A 17,109-nucleotide genomic window follows, 5' to 3' on the forward strand; every position below is an offset into this window, starting at 1 on the left:
TGGAGCGGGACCTACGGGGCGAGCCGGTTCGGCCCGCGGAACAGGTACGTGACCTCGCGCAGGTTCGACTGGTGCAGCAGCAGCATGAGCACGCGGTTGAGGCCCATGCCGAAGCCGCCGTGCGGGGGCACGCCGTAGCGGAAGAAGTCGAGGTAGGAGCCGAGCTCCTCGGGGTCGAGGCCCTTCTCGCGGGCCTGCGCCTCGAGCACGTCGACGCGATGCTCGCGCTGCGCTCCCGTGGTGATCTCGACGCCGTTCCAGATGAGGTCGTAGCTGTTCGTGATCGACGGGTCCTCGGCGTTCCGCATGTGGTAGAACGGCCGGATCGTCGACGGGTAGTCGGTGAGGAACACGAACTCGTGGCCGAACTCCTCCATCACGTGCGCCGCGATCTGGCGCTCGCCCTCGGGGTCGAGGTCGTCGTCGGCACGGTCGATCACGTGGCCGCGCTTCGCGACGATGTCCTTGGCCTCGAGCAGCGGGATCCGCGGGAACGGGATGCTCGGCACGGTCACCTCCACGTCGAACAGCTCGCGGATCTCGTCGCCGTGCTTCTCCTTCACCGCGGTGAGCGCGGCGACGATGAGCTCCTCCTGGAGGCGGGCGACGTCCTCGTGGCTCTCGATCCAGCTGATCTCCGCGTCCACCGAGGTGAACTCGGTCGCGTGGCGCGAGGTGAACGACGGGTCGGCGCGGAACGCCGGGCCGACCTCGAACATCTTGCCGAAGCCGGCGGACTGCGCCATCTGCTTGAAGAACTGGGGGCTCTGCGCGAGGTAGGCGACGCCGTCGAAGTAGTCGACCTTGAACAGCTCGGCGTTCGACTCGGAGGGCGTGGCCATGAGCTTGGGGGAGAAGACCTCGATGAAGTCGTGCTCGACCCAGTAGGTGCGCAGCGCGTGGACCAGCGTGGTCTGCACGCGGAAGATGAGCGAGTTGCGGGGCGCGCGCAGGTCGATGAAGCGCCAGTCGAGGCGCTTGTCGATGGAGGAGTCGGCCGCGATGGGCGTCTCCGGGATGGCGGCGGCCGCGACCTCGATGCCGGACAGGCCGATCTCCAGCCCGCCGAGCTTCACGCGCTCGTCGTGCTTGAGCGTGCCCGTCGCGGTGAGGAAGGTGCCCGCCGCGAGGCCGGAGATGGTGTCCGCCGTCGCGTCCTCGTCGCCCTGGCGCTTGTAGGTGAGCTGCACCGCGCCCGACTCGTCGCGGAGGATCACGAACTGGATCTTCTTCTGATCCCGGACGGTCTCGACCCAGCCGGAGACGGCCACGTCCCCGTCGTCGAGGGCGGCCAGGTTCTTGATGAGAGTTCGGGTGGTCACGGTCGTCGAGTCTATCCGCGCCGCTGTCGGGCCGGTCGCCCCGCGGGCCGCCTAGCCTGGTGGGGACGACCCCGCGGCGAGCGGCGGCCGCGCCCGGTGCAGGGGAGACGCCATGCAGATCGACCTCAACAGCGACCTGGCCGAGTCCTTCGGCCGCTGGACCCTCGGCGACGACGACGCGATGCTCGACGTCGTCTCGAGCGCCAACGTCGCGTGCGGGTTCCACGCGGGGGATCCGCTCGTCATGCTGCACGCGCTCGAGCGGGCGGCCCGGAACGGCGTGGCCGTCGGCGCGCACGTCGCGTACCGCGACCTCGCGGGCTTCGGCCGCCGCGACCTCGACGCATCGCCCGCCGAGCTCACGGGAGACGTGCTCTACCAGCTGGCGGCGATCAGCGGCATGGCCCGCACGGTCGGCGCGCGCGTGTCGTACATCAAGCCGCACGGCGCGCTCTACAACCGCATCGCGCACGACCCGGTGCAGGCGAAGGCCGTGGTGGACGCGGTCGTGGCGCTGGATCCGACGCTCCCCGTGCTCGGGCTGCCGGGATCGGAGATCCTCCGGCTGGCCGCGGCGGCGGGACTGCCGACGCGCGTCGAGGCGTTCACCGACCGCGCGTACACGCCCGAGGGCGCGCTGGTGTCCCGGCGGCAGGAGGGCGCGGTGATCCACGACCCGGCCGAGGTCGCGGCCCGCTCCGTGCGCATGGCGACGGAGGGCACGGTCGTCGCGATCGACGGATCCGTCGTGCGGCTCGACCCCGACTCCCTCTGCCTGCACAGCGACACCCCCGGCGCCGTGGGGCTGGCGCGCGCGGTGCACGACGCGCTCGAGGCGGCGGGCGTGGAGATCAGGCCGGTGCCGGATGCGGCTCCCTCGTCGGACCACCGCGTCCTCCCCGCCCGCGACCGGCGCGCCCTGTGACCCTCCGGCTCCTGCCGTGCGGCGACGCCGCCGTGATGCTCGACCTCGACTCGCTCGACGAGGTGCTCCGCCTGCAGCCCGTGCTCGACACGACCCGGCCCCGCGGCGTCGTCGACATCGTGCCGGGCGCGCGCAGCATCCTCGTCACGGTGGATCCGCGCGTGCTCCCGCTCGCCGCCGCCCGCTCATGGGCGCTCGCCGCCCGGCCCGCCGACGAGGCCGGCGCCCGGGGTGGCGCGCCCGTCGAGATCGACGTGGTCTACGACGGCGAGGACCTCGCCGACGTGGCCGCGCTCCTCGGCATCGGGATCCGCGAGGTCGTCGAGCGCCACACCTCCGGCACCTGGACGGTCGCGTTCGGCGGCTTCGCACCCGGCTTCGGCTACCTCGCGGGCGTCCCCGGTCTCGAGGTGCCGCGCCGCACGTCGCCGCGGCCGCGGGTCCCGGCCGGCGCCGTCGCGCTCGCGGGCGAGTTCAGCGGGATCTACCCGCGCGTCTCGCCGGGCGGCTGGCAGCTCATCGGCACGACGCGGGCGGTGCTGTGGGACCCGGAGCGCGAGCCGGCGGCGCTGCTGCAGCCCGGATCCGCCGTGCGCTTCCGCGAGGTCGACGCGTGAGCGACCAGGCCGCCCCTAGCCGCGGTCGCCGTGCCGTGGCGACCGCCGCGGCCGGCCTAGTGGTCGAGCGCACCGGCCCGCTCATGCTCGTCCAGGACGCGGGCCGACCCGGCCACGGCGGCATCGGCGTCTCGCCGTCCGGCGCCCTGGATCCACGCGCCCTCGCCGACGCGAACCTCCTCGTCGGCAACGACCCGGGCACGGCGGGCCTCGAGATCGTGCTCGGCGGCGCTCTGCTCCGCGCGACCGCCGCCGTGTGGGTCGCCGTGACGGGCGCGGTCGGGCCGCTCGTGCGCACGGCGGGCCGGGGGTCGCGACCCGCGCCGTACGCCGCGGCCGTGCTGCTCGACGCCGGCGACGCGCTCGAGATCGGCGCGGCCGTGGCCGGGATCCGCTGGTACGTCGCGGTGCGCGGCGGGATCGACGTCGCGCCCGTGCTCGGCTCGCGCGCCACCGACCTGCTCTCCCGCGTGGGACCCGCGCCCGTGGCGGTCGGCGACGTGCTGCCCGTGGGATCCGCGCCCGCCCGGCCCGTGCCGCCCGTGGACTCGCTCGCCGTGTCCGCGCCCGCGGAGGGCGAGGTGGTCCTTCGCGCGACGCCCGGCCCGCGCCTCGACTGGTTCGTCGACGGATCCTGGGCCGCGCTCCTCGACCGCTCGTGGGAGGTGACCGCCGAGGCCGACCGCGTGGGCGTGCGCCTCGACGGCGAACCGCTCGAGCGGCGGATCCCGGGCGAGCTCCCCAGCGAGGGCGTCGTCACAGGAGCGCTCCAGGTGCCGCCGTCGGGCCGGCCGATCCTGTTCCTCGCCGACCACCCGATGACGGGCGGCTACCCGGTGATCGGCGTGGTCGCGCGCGACGACGTCCGCCTGGCCGCGCAGCTGCGCCCCGGCCAGCGCATCCGCTTCGTGTGAGCGGACGCGCCGACCGGGGCGCGGGACGTGCGGCGGGCCGGCCGCCTGCGGATCAGAAGCCGCGGGTGCCGTACATCTGCATCATCCCCATGAAGGCGTCGACCCACTTGACCGTGAAGACGAACAGGAAGATGACGGTGACGCCGACCCAGAGCCAGAGGGGCGCGAGGACACGACCCGGGTTGCCCGTGATGCGGCGGCGCACGATGACCGACCGCCCGATGACGTAGACGCCGGAGCCGAGGAACGTCCACGCCCAGTGGAACGGCCGGACGATGCCGCGCCGACCGAGGTCGCGCCAGTCGAAGTAGGCGACGGCGACGCTGGCGCCGTAGACGAGGAAGCTCACGAGGTTGGCCACGACGTAGCCGAGGCCGAGGCCGGGCGGCATCGCGCCGCGGCCGTACTGCACGGGGGTCATCATCTGGCGGAGGTCGAGGCCCAGGATCGAGAGGAGCGAGACGACCGGCAGCGCGGCGAGGACCCAGATCGCCCACGTGAACGGAGGTGTCGTAGCCGGCACCTGCGGGGGCGGGGTCGCGGCGGTGTACTGCTGCTGCGCGTACCCGGCCTGCGCGTACGGCTGCTGCGAGTAGGGCTGCTGCGCGTACGGCTGCTGCGCGTACTGCTGCTGACCGTACGGCTGCCCGGGCGCCTGCTGCCCGTACGCGGGCGGCACCGCGGCGGGGGCCGCGGGGGCCTCCGGGGCGACGTGGCCGGGCGCCGGAGCGGCGGCGTGCTGCTCCGCGGCACCGTGCGCGTCACCCTGCTGGCCCGCGGGCGTCGTCGCGGCGCTCGCCGCGGGCGCGTCCGTCAGGTGGTCGGTCCAGCGCGTGCCGTCCCACCAGCGCAGGCGGTCGGATCCCGCGGGGTCCGCGTACCAGCCCGCGGGCGTGGAGGGTGTACCGGTCGAGTCAGTCACGAGGTGCTCCTAGGAAGAGGTGCCGGATGCCGATGGGCGTCGGACGCGCCGGGGCGCGGACGCTGGACGTCACACTACCCACGTCGCGCTGGGCCCGCGCCGTCCCGGGCGTCCGGCCTCATGAGGCGTCGAGTCGCCGCGCGAGGTACGGCGCCGTGCGGCTGCCGGCGGTGTCGGCGACCTCGCGCGGGGTGCCCTGCGCCACGATCCGCCCGCCCTGGTCGCCGCCGGACGGCCCGAGGTCGATCACCCGGTCGGCGTCCGCCACCACGTCCATCTCGTGCTCCACCACGACGACCGTGTTGCCCGCGTCCACGAGCCCCTGCAGCTGGCGGAGGAGGAGCACGACGTCCGCCGGGTGGAGCCCGGTGGTCGGCTCGTCGAGCAGGTAGAGGGTGTGGCCGCGCGGGGCCCGCTGCAGCTCGGTGGCCAGCTTGATCCGCTGCGCCTCGCCGCCCGACAGCTCGGTCGCCGGCTGGCCGAGCCGCAGGTACCCGAGCCCCACGTCGCGGAGCGTCGCGAGGGCGCGCGCGGCGAGCGGCACGTCCTGGAGGAAGCCGTGCGCCTCGTCCACCGTCATCGCGAGCACGTCGGCGATCGAGCGCCCGTGGTACTCGATCTCGAGCGTCCCGGGCTCGTACCTCGCGCCGTGGCACGTGGGGCACGGCCCGTAGGAGCCCGGGAGGAAGAGGAGCTCGACGGTCACGGATCCCTCGCCCTGGCAGGTCTCGCACCGCCCGCCCGCGACGTTGAAGGAGAACCGCCCGGCGCCGTAACCGCGGGCGCGCGCCTCGTCGGTGGACGCGTAGGTGCGGCGGACGGCGTCGAAGAGCCCCGTGTAGGTGGCGAGCGTCGAGCGCGGCGTGCGGCCGATGGGGCGCTGGTCCACGGACACGAGCCGGTCCACCGCCTCTGCGCCCTCCACCCGGGCGATGCGGGCCGGTCCGGATGCGTCGTCGACCTCGTCCGCATCGTCCGCCTGCTCGACCACCACGCGGTCGGGCGCGAGCGAGGCCCGCAGCAGGTCCGGCAGCACGCGGCTCACGAGCGTCGACTTGCCGGATCCGGAGACGCCCGTCACCGCGACCATGACGCCGAGCGGGATCTCCACGTCGAGGTCCACGAGGTTGTGCAGCGTCACTCCCGTCGCCCGGATGCTCCCGGTCGGCGTCCGCGGCGTGCGCTCCGCCCGGGCGGGCGCGAGGTCGGGGAAGAGGTGCGGCCGGGTCGCCGAGGCCTCCACCTCGCGGAGCCCGTCGACGGGACCGCTGTAGACGACGGATCCGCCCGCCTGCCCCGCGCCGGGCCCCACGTCCACGATCCAGTCGGACCGCCGCACGACGTCCATGTCGTGCTCGACCACGAAGACCGAGTTGCCGGAGTCGCGCAGCTGCTCGAGCACCTCGAGCAGCGGCTCGGCGTCGGCCGGGTGCAGCCCCGCCGACGGCTCGTCGAGCACGTAGACCACGCCGAAGAGCCCCGACCGCAGCTGCGTCGCGAGCCGGAGCCGCTGCATCTCGCCCGGGGAGAGCGTGGTGGTGACCCGCCCGAGGCTGAGGTAGCCGAGCCCGAGGTCGACGAGCACGGCGAGGCGCGCGACGAGGTCCGTCGTGATGGTGACGGCCACGTCGCCCATGCCGTCCGTCGGCGCGATGGCCATCGCGAGGTCCGCGAGCGTCAGCGCGTTGAGCTGCTGGATGCTGCGGCCCGCGAAGGTCACGGCCAGCGCCTCGGGCGTGAGCCCGCTGCCGCCGCACCGCTCGCACGTGCCCGAGACCATGTGCGCGAGCGCCGCCTCGCGCAGGCGCGGGCTCGCGGAGTCGGCGAGCGTGTGCAGCACGTAGGAGCGCGCGCTCCAGAACCGCCCGTTGTAGGGCTTCGCCACGCGGTCGCGCTGCGGCGTGATCTGCACCACCGGCTGCTCCTCGGTGAAGAGGATCCAGTCCCTCGCCTCGCGCGGCAGCTCGCGCCAGGGGACGTCCACGTCGTACCCGAGCGCGATGACGATGTCGCGCAGGTTCTTGCCCTGCCAGGCGCCCGGCCACGCGGCGATGGCGCCCTCGCGGATGGTGAGCGACGGATCCGGCACGAGCGAGCCCTCGGTCACGGTGTGCGCGACGCCGAGCCCGTGGCACACCGGGCAGGCGCCTGCGGCGGTGTTGGGGGAGAACGCGTCGGAGTCGAGCCGGCCCTGGCCCGCGGGGTAGGTGCCGGCCCGCGACATCAGCATCCGCAGCGAGTTGGACAGCGTGGTCACGGTGCCGACGGTCGAGCGCGTGCTCGGCGCACCGCGGCGCTGCTGCAGCGCGACGGCGGGCGGCAGCCCGGTGATGCTCTCGACGTGCGGCGTCTGCTCCTGCCGGATCAGCCGGCGCGCGTAGGGCGCGACCGACTCGAAGAACCGGCGCTGCGCCTCGGCGTAGACGGTGCCGAACGCGAGCGACGACTTGCCGGATCCGGAGACGCCCGTGAAGGCGACGATCCGGTCGCGCGGGATGTCCACGTCCACGTCGCGCAGCGTGTTCTCGGACGCCCCGCGCACCCGGACGAAGCCATCTGCGCGGTCGTCGGAGTCGGATGCGGGCGGGTGGATCTCGGGGGAAGGCACCTGCTCGACCCTAGGCCTGCGCACGCGGCGTCGTCGATCCGGTGCGTGCGCACCCGCGAGGTGCTACGGGTCACGGGCGGGCGGGCGCCCTGCCCGCCCGTGGGGCGGATCAGCCCAGCGCGCTGCGCGCCTCCTGGAGCGTGGGGAAGTCCCCGACGTCGCGGCCGAGGCGGTCGGTGACGTGGAATCCCGCGCCCCACCTCTCCTCGCTCATGCCGGCGAACTCGTCGCCGCGTCGGGCGACCCAGAGCCCCGCCGCGACGGGGGACCAGCTGATCCCGGGGATGTCGGTCTGGCCGGGTGCGGTCTGCGTGAGAGCCATCGCTCCTCCTTCTCCGCGGCTCGTCGTCGAGCCGCGTGCTGTCGCCGGGACGGGGATGCGCGTCCGGCGCCTGTCGTTCGGTGGAATTCGACTGTATGCGCACGAACGACTAGTGGACGTTCTTCCGGGCGCATCCGCAGGATCGCAGCGCACATCCGTACACCCGGAGCGGCCCGGACGCGACGGAGGGCCGCCCGCGCACGGCAGACGGCCCTCTCCTCGTGCGGCGGGATCAACCGCGGATGTACGTCTCCAGCTCCGGGATGCGGAGCTTCGCGAGCACCTTCTTCTCGATCTGGCGCACGCGCTCGCGGGTCACCCCGAGCTGCTGGCTCACGAAGGCGAGCGAGCGGGGCTCGAGGCCGGCCAGGCCGAAGCGCATCCGCACGACCTCGGCGTCGCGCTCCGCGAGCCCGTCGATGAGGCGCGTGACGTGCGCCGCCATGAGCTGCTGCGTCACCACGTCGATGGGCTGCGTGACGTCGGCGTCCTCGATGAGGTCCGCCATCTCGGTGTCGCCGTCCCCTCCGCTGCCGCCCACGAGGACCTGCAGCGACATGGGCTCCTGCGCGCGGTCGAGCAGGTACCGCACCTTGGTGACGGGCGTGTCCGACTCGCGCGCGATCTCCTGCATGGAGGGGTCGCGGCCGAGCTCCACGGCGAGCTCACGCTGCACGGCGTTGATGCGGTTGATGTGCTCGACCGTGTGCACGGGGATCCGGATGGTGCGGCTCGTGTCGGCCATGCCGCGGGTGATGGACTGCTTGATCCACCACGACGCGTAGGTCGAGAACTTGAAGCCGGCCTGGTAGTCGAACTTCTCGACGGCGCGGACGAGGCCCATGTTCCCCTCCTGGATGAGGTCCAGGAACGGCAGGCCACGGCCCGTGTAGCGCTTGGCGATGCTGACGACGAGGCGCAGGTTGGCGTTGACGAGGTGCTGCTTCGCGCGCATCCCGTCCTGGGCGAGCGTCTGGTACTCGCGGCGCTCGGCGGGCGTGAGGTCGGTGCGGGTGTCGAGGACCTCCTGCGACAGGACGCCCACCTCGATGCGACGTGCGACGCTCACCTCCAGCTCGGCGGTGAGCAGCGGCACGCGGCCGATCTGGCGGAGGTAGTCCTTGACGGCGTCGGTGCTGGCGCCCGGGGTGACGAGCGAGGGCTCGGGGAGGTCGGAATCCGCGTACGGATCGACGGGGCTGACGGACTCGACCTGGTCGAGCGCGGTGTCGGTGGTGGTGTCTGCGGCCGTGGGCCGGGTCGGTGTCATCGTCATGGTGCCCGTTCCTTCCATGCCGTCGCGGACGGCATCGTCATGCGGGCCCGCGTCCGTTCGACGGGGGTCTCTGCGAGGTCCCGTGCTCCACGGGGCTCTCGCCCGGGACCGGATCACGACCCCGAGCGCCTAACTTAGCGCGCGATTCCTTTGGGGCCCAAACGTTCGTATACGCACGTAACATCCGGTCGGCACCGGTCCCGAGAGGCCGGCCCCCACCGGTGCACCCGATCGTATTGGGGACGAATGATTAGCGCAGGGGGTTGCGTCCGATCCTCGGCGGTTGTACATCTCCTCGCCACCTACACTTGACGGGTGGTCGCCTCACGAATCCATCTCGTCCGTCACGGCGAGGTGCACAACCCGCATGGGGTCCTCTACGGACGGATCCCGGGGTACGGCCTCTCCGAGCTCGGCCACCGCATGGCGGACGCCGCGGCGCGCGCGCTCGAGGAGGAGGGCGCTCCCGTCAACCGCGTCATCGCCTCCCCGCTGCAGCGGGCGCAGGAGTCCGCCGCTCCGTGGGCCGAGCGCTTCGCCCTCGAGGTCGCCACCGACGAGCGCGTCATCGAGCCCACCAACCGCTTCGAGGGATCCAAGTTCCCCTCACCCGCGCGCATCGCGCGCTCGCCGCGCCTCTGGCCGCTGGTCGTCGACCCGGTGAAGCCCAGCTGGGGCGAGTCCTACCGCTCCATCGCGGTGCGCATGGCGGAGGCCGTGAAGGCCGCGTACCGCTCCGTGCCGGACGGCGACGTCGTCATCGTCAGCCACCAGCTGCCCATCTGGATGGTCCACCTCTCCCTCGCGGGCGAGCGCCTCTTCCACGACCCGCGCCAGCGTCGCTGCGCCCTGTCGAGCATCACGACGGTGGAGCGCGTCGGCGACCGCTTCGTCGAGACGGGCTACATCGACGCGGCCGCGGGGCTCGCCGCCGACGCCGTCGACCAGGGGGCGGTGTGATGCCCGGCGTCAGCCGTCGCAGCATCCTGGCCGCCGCCGCTTCCGCCGTGCTCGGTGCCGTCGCGCTCTCGGGCTGCACCGAGGATCCGCTCGCCGCCGAGTTCAAGGCCGGCGACAACAAGCGGTACATCGCCGGCGACGGCACGTTCACCGAGATCCCGCTGGCGGAGCGCGCGGCCCCCGTCGACTTCTCCGGCACGCTGTCGGACGGCACGGAGATCACCTCCGCCGACTACCGCGGATCCGTGACGGTCCTCAACTTCTGGTACGCCGAGTGCCCGCCCTGCCGCCTCGAGGCCAAGGACCTGCAGGCCGCGAGCGAGGAGCACGCGGCGGACGGCGTGAAGTTCCTCGGCGTCAACACCCGCGACCAACGCCCGAACGTCGACTCCTTCGACAAGACGTACGGCATCACCTACCCGTCCGTCCTCGACGTCGAGGACACCTCCATGCAGCTGGCCTTCGCCGGCACCATCGCGCCGAACGCCGTGCCCGCCACCATCATCCTCGACCGCCAGGGCCGCGTTGCCTCCCGCGTGCTCGGGCAGATCGACCCCGGCGTGCTCCGCACGCTGGTGAAGGACACCGTCGCCGAGGCGGCGGGGTAGGTGGACCAGATCCAGGGCGTCCTCTCCGGCCAGCTCCTCGTCGCGGTGCCGCTCGCGCTGCTCGCGGGCCTGGTCTCGTTCGCGTCGCCCTGCGTGCTGCCGCTCGTGCCGGGCTACCTCGGGTACATCGGCGGCATGGCCGAGGCCAAGGGCGGATCCGCGACGCGTCGCCGGCTGCTCCTCGGGACGGCGCTGTTCGTGCTCGGCTTCTCCGCGGTCTTCATCATCACGACGCTCGTCTCCGCCACGGCCGGCTTCTGGCTGATGCGCTGGCAGGACGTCATCACGCGGATCCTCGGGGTCGTCCTCATCGTGATGGGCCTCGTGTTCACCGGCCGGCTCGGGTTCCTGCAGCGGCAGGTGAAGAGCTCGTGGCGCCCCGCGACCGGGCTCGCGGGCGCTCCGCTGCTCGGCATCGTGTTCGGCATCGGCTGGGCGCCCTGCATCGGCCCGACGCTCGCGGTCGTCATCTCCATGAGCCTCACGTCGGCCGACGCGGGCCGCGGCGTGCTGCTCGGCGTCGCCTACTGCATCGGGCTCGGCGTGCCGTTCCTCCTCGTGGCCCTCGGCCTCGGGTGGATGACGCGCACCGTCGGGTTCCTCCGCCGCCACATCCGCACCGTCAACCTCGTCGGGGGAGCCCTGCTGGTCATCACCGGCGTGCTCATGGTCTCCGGGCTCTGGTCGGCGTGGATGCTCCAGCTCCAGGGGGTGATCGCCTCGTATGTCCCGGCCATCTGACCACGTCGACTCCCCGCGGCAGGCGCCGCGCGAGGGGGCGCCCATCGCGCAGCCGAAGCTCGGCTTCCTCGGCACGCTGCGCTGGTTCTGGCGGCAGCTCACGAGCATGCGCACGGCGCTGTTCCTGCTGCTGCTCCTCGCGTTCGCGGCGATCCCCGGATCCCTCGTGCCGCAGCGCAGCTCCGACCCGAACGGCGTCACGCAGTTCCGCGCCGACAACCCGGACCTCTATCCGGTCCTCGACAAGCTCCAGGTGTTCGACACCTACAGCTCTGTGTGGTTCTCCTCCATCTACCTGCTGCTGTTCATCAGCCTCATCGGCTGCGTCGTGCCGCGCGCCAAGCACCACTTCGACGCGCTGCGCCAGGCACCGCCCAAGACGCCGGCCCGGCTCTCCCGCCTCGCCGGGTACACGACGCGGACCACCACCGCTGATCCGGTCGACGCGATCCGCCAGGCCCGCGCGCTGCTCAAGCGCCAGCGCTACCGGACGGTCCTCGTCGACGACGCGTCGGCCGCGGGCGGCGTGCTCTCGGTCTCGGCCGAGCGCGGCTACCTGCGCGAGACGGGCAACCTCGTCTTCCACTCCGCGCTCGTCGGGATCCTCATCACGGTCGGCATCGGCGGCGGCTTCGGCTACTCCGGGCAGAAGGTGCTCGTGGAGGGCCAGTCGTTCGTCAACACGCTCTCCACCTTCGACTCGTTCAACCCGGGCCGGTTCTTCGACGACTCGTCGCTCACCCCCTACCGGGTGAAGCTCAACGCGCTGCACGTGCAGTACGAGCAGCAGAACCCGAACGCCATCGGCCAGCCGCTCGACTTCACGGCCGACGTGACGGCCGACGTGCCGGGCGGCCAGCCGCAGGAGCGCGAGGTCAAGGTCAACGACCCGCTCGCCATCGGCGGCACCGACATGTACCTGCTCGGCAACGGCTACGCGCCGCACGTGACTGTGCGGGATCCCGCGGGCACGGTCGTCTACAGCGCCGACGTGCCGTTCCTCCCGCAGGACGCGAAGCTCACCTCGCTCGGCGTCGTCAAGGTGCCGGACGGCCTGCGCGAGCAGGTCGGCATGCTCGGCTTCTTCTACCCGACGCAGGGCGCGGAGAAGGCGCCGTTCTTCTCCTCCTACCCGGACCTCGACAACCCGCTGCTGACGCTCAACGTCTACACGGGCGACCTCGGGATCGACGGCGGCGTGCCCACCTCGGTGTACACGCTCGACACGGGGAACCTCACGCAGCTCACCGGCGGCAAGACGGGCGTCCAGTCCATCGAGCTCGCCCCCGGCCAGACGATGGACCTGCCCGACGGCCTCGGCAGCGTGAGCCTCGACTCGGTGCCGCGCTTCGTCTCGTTCGACGTGCACCACGACCCGACGCAGCGCTGGGTGCTGCTGTTCGCGATCCTCGTGCTCGGCGGCCTGCTCACGTCCCTCTTCGTGCCGCGCCGGCGCGTGTGGGTCAAGGCGGTGCCGCAGGCCGACGGATCCACGACCCTCGAGTACGCGGGGCTCGCCCGCGGCGAGGACCCCACGCTGGAGGCCGCCGTCGCGGCCCTGGCGGACAAGCACGTGGCCGGCCTCTCGCCGGGCGCGGTGTCAGATGCAGAAGTTAGGCTCCACTCGTGAACACGGCCATGCTCGACGACGTCTCCCTCATCGCGCTCCTCGTCGCGATGGGGCTCTACGCGGCCGCGTTCATCGCGTTCGCCCTCGACCTCGCGCGGCGGTCCGCGCTCGTGGCGGATGCGGCCACCGCCGCGGCACGCCAGCCCTCCGCGGTCGGCGCCACCGCCGCTCGCCGTGGCGGCACCGCCACCATCGAGCGCGAGCCCGCGTCGTCGGGTCGCGACGGCGTCGCCTCCGGTCCGGACACGCCCGTCGCCGCCGGCCGCTCGCTCAGCCTCAACGTGGCCATGGTGCTGCTCGTCGTCGGGTTCGTCGCGCACGCCGTCGCCACCGTGCTCCGTGGCCTGGCCGCCTCGCGCGTGCCGTGGGCCAACATGTACGAGTTCGCCATGACGGGCACGCTGCTCATCCTCAGCGTCTACCTCATCGTGCTCACGCGCCGCGACCTGCGCTTCCTCGGCACCTTCGTCACCGGGCTCATCCTCATCCTCCTGGGCATCGCCGTGGTGCAGTACCGCGTCGAGGTGGCGCCGCTGCCGCCGTCGCTGCAGTCGTACTGGCTCGTGATCCACGTCTTCGTGGCGGCGCTCGGCACGGGCTTCTTCGCCCTCGCCTTCGCGCTGTCCGGAGTGCAGCTGCTGCAGTTCCGGCGGGAGTCGCTGGCCGCCGACGCGCGGGCCGCGAAGATGCGCTTCCTCGCGACGCTGCCCGACTCCGTCACGCTCGAGTCGATGGCCTACCGCCTCAACATCGTGGGCTTCATCTTCTGGACCTTCACGCTCATGGCCGGCGCCATCTGGGCCGAGCGCGCGTGGGGACGCTACTGGGGGTGGGACACCAAGGAGGTCTGGACCTTCATCATCTGGGTGCTCTACGCCGGGTACATCCACGCGCGGGCCACGCGCGGCTGGCGCGGGTCGCGCTCGGCGTGGCTGGCCATCATCGGGTTCTCGGCCGTCATGTTCAACTTCGGCGTCGTGAACGTGTTCTTCAAGGGACTGCACACCTACAGCGGGCTGTAGGCCGCGCTCGGCCTGCTGACGTCCGCGGCCTCAGGCACGGGCGAGCACGGCGTGCGTGCGGCGGATCCGGTCGAGCCACCACTCGCGGCGGTCGGCGTCGGCCGCATGCGTGTCGAGGAGGCGGGCGTCGGGCGTGACCCGACGCACGGGGATCCGGCCGTCGACGGGCACCAGAGGCTCGGCCACGACGTCCTCGACGAAGAGCGAGACCGTGCCGAGGCCGCAGTCGTGCGGCAGCTCGGGGATCGCGGCCGCGAGGTGCGCGGCCATCGAGATGCCCACGCTCGTGTCGAGCGCGCTCGAGACCACGACGGGCAGGCCGGCCTCCTGCGTGATCCGCAGCGCGCGGTGGATCCCGCCGAGCGGTTGCGCCTTGATCACGAGCAGGTCGGCGGCGCCTGCGCGAGCGACCCGCAGCGGGTCCTCGGCCTTGCGCACGCTCTCGTCGGCGGCGATCGGCACGCCCAGGTGGCGGATCCGCTCGCGCAGCTCCGCGAGCTCCTCCACGGTCGCGCAGGGCTGCTCCACGTACTCGAGGTCGTGCTCGGCGACGGCGTGGATCGCGTGCTCGGCCTCGTCCACGTTCCAGGCCGCGTTCGCGTCGATCCGCACCCGGCCCTCGGACCCGAGGAGGCGGCGGACCTCGGCGACGCGCGCCATGTCGTCCGCGAGCGTCGTGCCGCGCTCGGCGACCTTGACCTTCGCGGTGCGGCAGCCCGGGTAGCGCGCCAGCACCTCGGCGACGCGCGACGCTTCGATCGCCGGGATCGTCGCGTTCACGAGCACGTGGTCGCGCAAGGGAGCGGGCGGGTCCGTCCAGCCGAAGTCGATCGCGGCCGCGAGCCAGGCCGCGGACTCGGCGTCGTCGTACTCGACGAACGGCGAGAACTCCGTCCAGCCGAGCGGGCCCTGGATGAGCACGGCCTCGCGCACGTCGAGGCCGCGGAAGCGCGTGCGGAGCGGGAGGGCGACGACGCGGGCGGTGGCGAGGAGGTCGTCGAGGGCGGGGAGCATGGCTCCAGCCTCGCACCCGCGGGCGCCCGCCGGGGCGCCGCCTAGGCTGGACGCATGGTGAAGCAGGTCTCCGACATCCACGATCCCACCCGCTGGCGCGACGTCCCCCTCGCGGAGGGCTTCACCGACATCACGTACCACCACGACCTCACCGGCCGCATCGCGCGCATCGCGTTCGACCGGCCGGAGGTGCGCAACGCCTTCCGCCCGCGCACGGTCGACGAGCTGTACCAGGCGCTCGACGACGCCCGGCAGGATCCGCGCATCGGCGTCGTGCTCCTCACCGGCAACGGCCCGAGCCCGAAGGACGGCGGCTGGGCGTTCTGCAGCGGCGGCGACCAGCGGATCCGCGGGCGCGACGGCTACAAGTACGCGGAGGGCGAGACCGCGGAGGGCGTCGACCCGGCGCGCGCCGGCCGGCTCCACATCCTCGAGGTGCAGCGCCTCATCCGCTTCATGCCCAAGGTCGTCATCGCGGTCGTCCCCGGCTGGGCCGCGGGCGGCGGGCACTCCCTGCACGTCGTGTGCGACCTCACCATCGCGTCCGCCGAGCACGGCCGCTTCAAGCAGACCGACGCCGACGTCGGCTCGTTCGACGGCGGGTACGGATCCGCGTACTTCGCCCGCCAGGTCGGCCAGAAGGCCGCGCGCGAGGTCTTCTTCCTCGCCGAGGAGCACAGCGCCCAGCGCATGTACGAGATGGGCGCCGTGAACCGCGTCGTGCCGCACGCCGAGCTCGAGGCGACGGCGCTGGACTGGGCCGAGACCATCCTCGGGAAGTCGCCCACCGCGATCCGCATGCTCAAGTTCGCCTTCAACGCGGTCGACGACGGCATGGTCGGCCAGCAGGTGTTCGCGGGGGAGGCCACGCGCCTCGCCTACGGGACCGACGAGGCCGTCGAGGGGCGCGACTCCTTCCTCGAGAAGCGGGCGCCCGACTGGTCGCCGTTCCCGTGGCAGTTCTGATCGGCGCGGTCCCGCTCCCGTGAGGCGCCTCGAACGGCTGACCGAGTCCGGCGCCGATGTGGTGCCGCTCCTCCGCGCGGCGCTCGCGGGCGACGGCCCGGCCCTGATCGCGCGGCCGGTGGACGCTCCCGTCGCCGCCGGGGATCCGCCGCCGCCCGCCGAGGTCGAGCGCCGCGTCGCGCTCGTGGTCGAGACGTCCGGCACCACCTCCCGGCCCAAGCGCGTCGCGCTGTCGTCGGACGCGCTGCTGGCGAGCGCCGCCGCCTCGCAGGCGGCGCTCGGGGCGCCCGGGCAGTGGATCCTCGCGCTCCCCACCCACTACATCGCGGGCCTCCAGGTGCTCGTGCGCTCGATCGCCGCGGGCACGACGCCCGCGGTCCTCGCGCCCGGGAGCTTCGACCCGCGCGCGTTCGCGGAGCTGGCCGCGTCGATGGACGCGCGCGTCGCCCGGTACACCTCGCTCGTGCCGACGCAGCTGCACCGGCTGGTGGAGGCAGCGGATGACGGCGCGGGGGATCACGCCCGCGAGATCCGCGACGCGGTCCGACGCCTCGAGGCGATCCTCGTCGGCGGCCAGGCGACGCCGCCGCACCTGGTCGACCGCGCGGCCGCGCTGGGGTGGCGCGTGGTGCGCACCTACGGATCCAGCGAGACCGCCGGCGGCTGCGTGTACGACGGCGTGCCGGTCGCGACGGCCGAGGTCGCGGTCGTCGACGGCCAGGTCGAGCTCGCCGGCCCGATGCTCGCGGAGGGCTACCTCGGCGACCCGGGAGCGACCGACGCCGCGTTCGGCGAGCACGACGGCCGCCGCTGGTACCGCACGGGCGACGGCGGTGAGCTCGTCGACGGCGTGCTGCGGATCACCGGGCGGCTCGACGACGTCGTGATCTCCGGGGGCGAGAAGCTGCGGCTGGCCGCGGTGGAGGAGGCGGTGCGGTCGCTCGCAGCATGGGAGCCGCGCCTCGGCGAGGCCGTCGCGGTGCCCGGCGAGCACGCGGGCTGGGGGCAGCGGCCGGTCGTCTTCGTGCCGGGACCCGTGGATCCGCAGCTCGCCGAGCGCGTGCGCCGCGAGCTCGCTGCGCGCCTCGGCCGCGTCGCGGGATCCGCCGTCGTCCGCGGCATCGACGCCGTCCCGACGCTGCCGTCCGGCAAGCCCGACCGCCGGGCGCTGCGGGCGCGGGCCGACGCGGATCCGATCGCCTGAGCCGCCACGCCCGGCCCGGCCCCCGGGCATGACGAAGGGCCGGATGCTCGGCACCCGG

16 protein-coding genes are annotated in these 17,109 nt (G+C 73.4%); 10 read left to right on the forward strand and 6 right to left on the reverse strand.

From position 1 onward, the window contains the following. Positions 1–11: 11 nt before the first annotated feature. Positions 12–1,322, reverse strand: coding sequence for an aspartate--tRNA(Asn) ligase (aspS, locus tag NL142_RS02715; RefSeq protein WP_435080866.1), 1,311 nt, complete (start codon positions 1,320–1,322; stop codon positions 12–14). Positions 1,323–1,434: 112 nt separating this feature from the next. On the opposite strand from aspS, the gene NL142_RS02720 reads away from it, so the two are divergent. From NL142_RS02720 to NL142_RS02730, 3 genes are read left to right on the forward strand one after another with little or no spacing between them, the layout of a single operon-like run. Beyond that, complete coding sequence (locus tag NL142_RS02720) at positions 1,435–2,247, forward strand: LamB/YcsF family protein (protein WP_435080867.1); 813 nt, start codon at positions 1,435–1,437, stop codon at positions 2,245–2,247. Beyond that, positions 2,244–2,864 carry a 5-oxoprolinase subunit B family protein gene (locus tag NL142_RS02725; RefSeq protein ID WP_435080868.1) on the forward strand — a complete coding sequence of 207 codons (621 nt, stop codon included), beginning with the start codon at positions 2,244–2,246 and terminating at the stop codon, positions 2,862–2,864. Before NL142_RS02720 ends, NL142_RS02725 begins: the two co-directional genes overlap by 4 nt. Then, a complete protein-coding gene (locus NL142_RS02730) occupies positions 2,861–3,778 on the forward strand; it encodes a 5-oxoprolinase subunit C family protein (RefSeq protein WP_435080869.1) in 918 nt (305 codons plus the stop codon). The genes NL142_RS02725 and NL142_RS02730 overlap by 4 nt, the downstream gene beginning before the upstream one ends. A 52-nt stretch (positions 3,779–3,830) precedes the next feature. Here the strand turns inward: NL142_RS02730 and NL142_RS02735 are convergent, their stop codons facing one another. From NL142_RS02735 to NL142_RS02750, 4 genes are all read right to left on the reverse strand, one after another. Then, positions 3,831–4,700 (reverse strand): DUF2510 domain-containing protein, encoded by an 870-nt coding sequence (locus NL142_RS02735; RefSeq protein ID WP_435080870.1) that lies wholly within the window; start codon positions 4,698–4,700, stop codon positions 3,831–3,833. Positions 4,701–4,818: 118 nt separating this feature from the next. Then, positions 4,819–7,308, reverse strand: coding sequence for an excinuclease ABC subunit UvrA (locus tag NL142_RS02740; RefSeq protein ID WP_435080871.1), 2,490 nt, complete (start codon positions 7,306–7,308; stop codon positions 4,819–4,821). A gap of 109 nt (positions 7,309–7,417) precedes the next feature. After that, positions 7,418–7,630: a hypothetical protein gene (locus NL142_RS02745; protein WP_435080872.1), complete on the reverse strand. Its 213-nt coding sequence runs from the start codon at positions 7,628–7,630 to the stop codon at positions 7,418–7,420. A 232-nt stretch (positions 7,631–7,862) separates the two neighbouring features. Next, entirely contained in the window at positions 7,863–8,906 is a 1,044-nt protein-coding gene (locus tag NL142_RS02750) for a sigma-70 family RNA polymerase sigma factor (protein WP_435080873.1), read from the reverse strand. A 315-nt stretch (positions 8,907–9,221) separates the two neighbouring features. On the opposite strand from NL142_RS02750, the gene NL142_RS02755 reads away from it, so the two are divergent. The 5 genes from NL142_RS02755 to ccsB are packed head-to-tail and all read left to right on the forward strand — an operon-like array spanning position 9,222 to position 13,867. After that, positions 9,222–9,866 (forward strand): histidine phosphatase family protein, encoded by a 645-nt coding sequence (locus NL142_RS02755; RefSeq protein ID WP_435080874.1) that lies wholly within the window; start codon positions 9,222–9,224, stop codon positions 9,864–9,866. Beyond that, positions 9,866–10,474 (forward strand): TlpA family protein disulfide reductase, encoded by a 609-nt coding sequence (locus NL142_RS02760; protein ID WP_435080875.1) that lies wholly within the window; start codon positions 9,866–9,868, stop codon positions 10,472–10,474. The genes NL142_RS02755 and NL142_RS02760 overlap by 1 nt, the downstream gene beginning before the upstream one ends. Then, positions 10,475–11,215: a cytochrome c biogenesis CcdA family protein gene (locus NL142_RS02765; protein WP_160478296.1), complete on the forward strand. Its 741-nt coding sequence runs from the start codon at positions 10,475–10,477 to the stop codon at positions 11,213–11,215. Next, positions 11,199–12,845 (forward strand): cytochrome c biogenesis protein ResB, encoded by a 1,647-nt coding sequence (gene resB / locus NL142_RS02770; RefSeq protein ID WP_194683471.1) that lies wholly within the window; start codon positions 11,199–11,201, stop codon positions 12,843–12,845. Before NL142_RS02765 ends, resB begins: the two co-directional genes overlap by 17 nt. Beyond that, entirely contained in the window at positions 12,842–13,867 is a 1,026-nt protein-coding gene (gene ccsB / locus NL142_RS02775; protein ID WP_435080876.1) for a c-type cytochrome biogenesis protein CcsB, read from the forward strand. Before resB ends, ccsB begins: the two co-directional genes overlap by 4 nt. A gap of 30 nt (positions 13,868–13,897) precedes the next feature. Here ccsB and NL142_RS02780 read toward each other — a convergent pair whose 3' ends face one another. After that, positions 13,898–14,881 (reverse strand): o-succinylbenzoate synthase, encoded by a 984-nt coding sequence (locus NL142_RS02780; protein WP_435080877.1) that lies wholly within the window; start codon positions 14,879–14,881, stop codon positions 13,898–13,900. 54 nt (positions 14,882–14,935) lie between these two features. Between NL142_RS02780 and NL142_RS02785 the strand changes: the two genes are divergently transcribed. After that, complete coding sequence (locus tag NL142_RS02785) at positions 14,936–15,847, forward strand: 1,4-dihydroxy-2-naphthoyl-CoA synthase (RefSeq protein ID WP_043585277.1); 912 nt, start codon at positions 14,936–14,938, stop codon at positions 15,845–15,847. A 19-nt stretch (positions 15,848–15,866) separates the two neighbouring features. Beyond that, positions 15,867–17,051, forward strand: coding sequence for an AMP-binding protein (locus NL142_RS02790; RefSeq protein ID WP_435080878.1), 1,185 nt, complete (start codon positions 15,867–15,869; stop codon positions 17,049–17,051). Positions 17,052–17,109 lie beyond the last annotated feature (58 nt).

The sequence above is a fragment of the Clavibacter quasicaliforniensis genome (genome assembly GCF_051201715.1).
GTDB lineage: Bacteria > Actinomycetota > Actinomycetes > Actinomycetales > Microbacteriaceae > Clavibacter > Clavibacter seminis.

What these genes read in the sequence shown, in the direction of transcription:
- NL142_RS02720 (WP_435080867.1), top strand. Translation starts at nt 1,435, where the DNA reads ATGCAGATCGACCTCAACAGCGACCTGGCCGAGTCCTTCGGCCGCTGG.
- NL142_RS02745 (WP_435080872.1), bottom strand. Translation starts at nt 7,630, where the DNA reads ATGGCTCTCACGCAGACCGCACCCGGCCAGACCGACATCCCCGGGATC.
- NL142_RS02750 (WP_435080873.1), bottom strand. Translation starts at nt 8,906, where the DNA reads ATGACGATGACACCGACCCGGCCCACGGCCGCAGACACCACCACCGAC.
- NL142_RS02760 (WP_435080875.1), top strand. Translation starts at nt 9,866, where the DNA reads ATGCCCGGCGTCAGCCGTCGCAGCATCCTGGCCGCCGCCGCTTCCGCC.
- resB (WP_194683471.1), top strand. Translation starts at nt 11,199, where the DNA reads ATGTCCCGGCCATCTGACCACGTCGACTCCCCGCGGCAGGCGCCGCGC.
- NL142_RS02780 (WP_435080877.1), bottom strand. Translation starts at nt 14,881, where the DNA reads ATGCTCCCCGCCCTCGACGACCTCCTCGCCACCGCCCGCGTCGTCGCC.
- NL142_RS02785 (WP_043585277.1), top strand. Translation starts at nt 14,936, where the DNA reads ATGGTGAAGCAGGTCTCCGACATCCACGATCCCACCCGCTGGCGCGAC.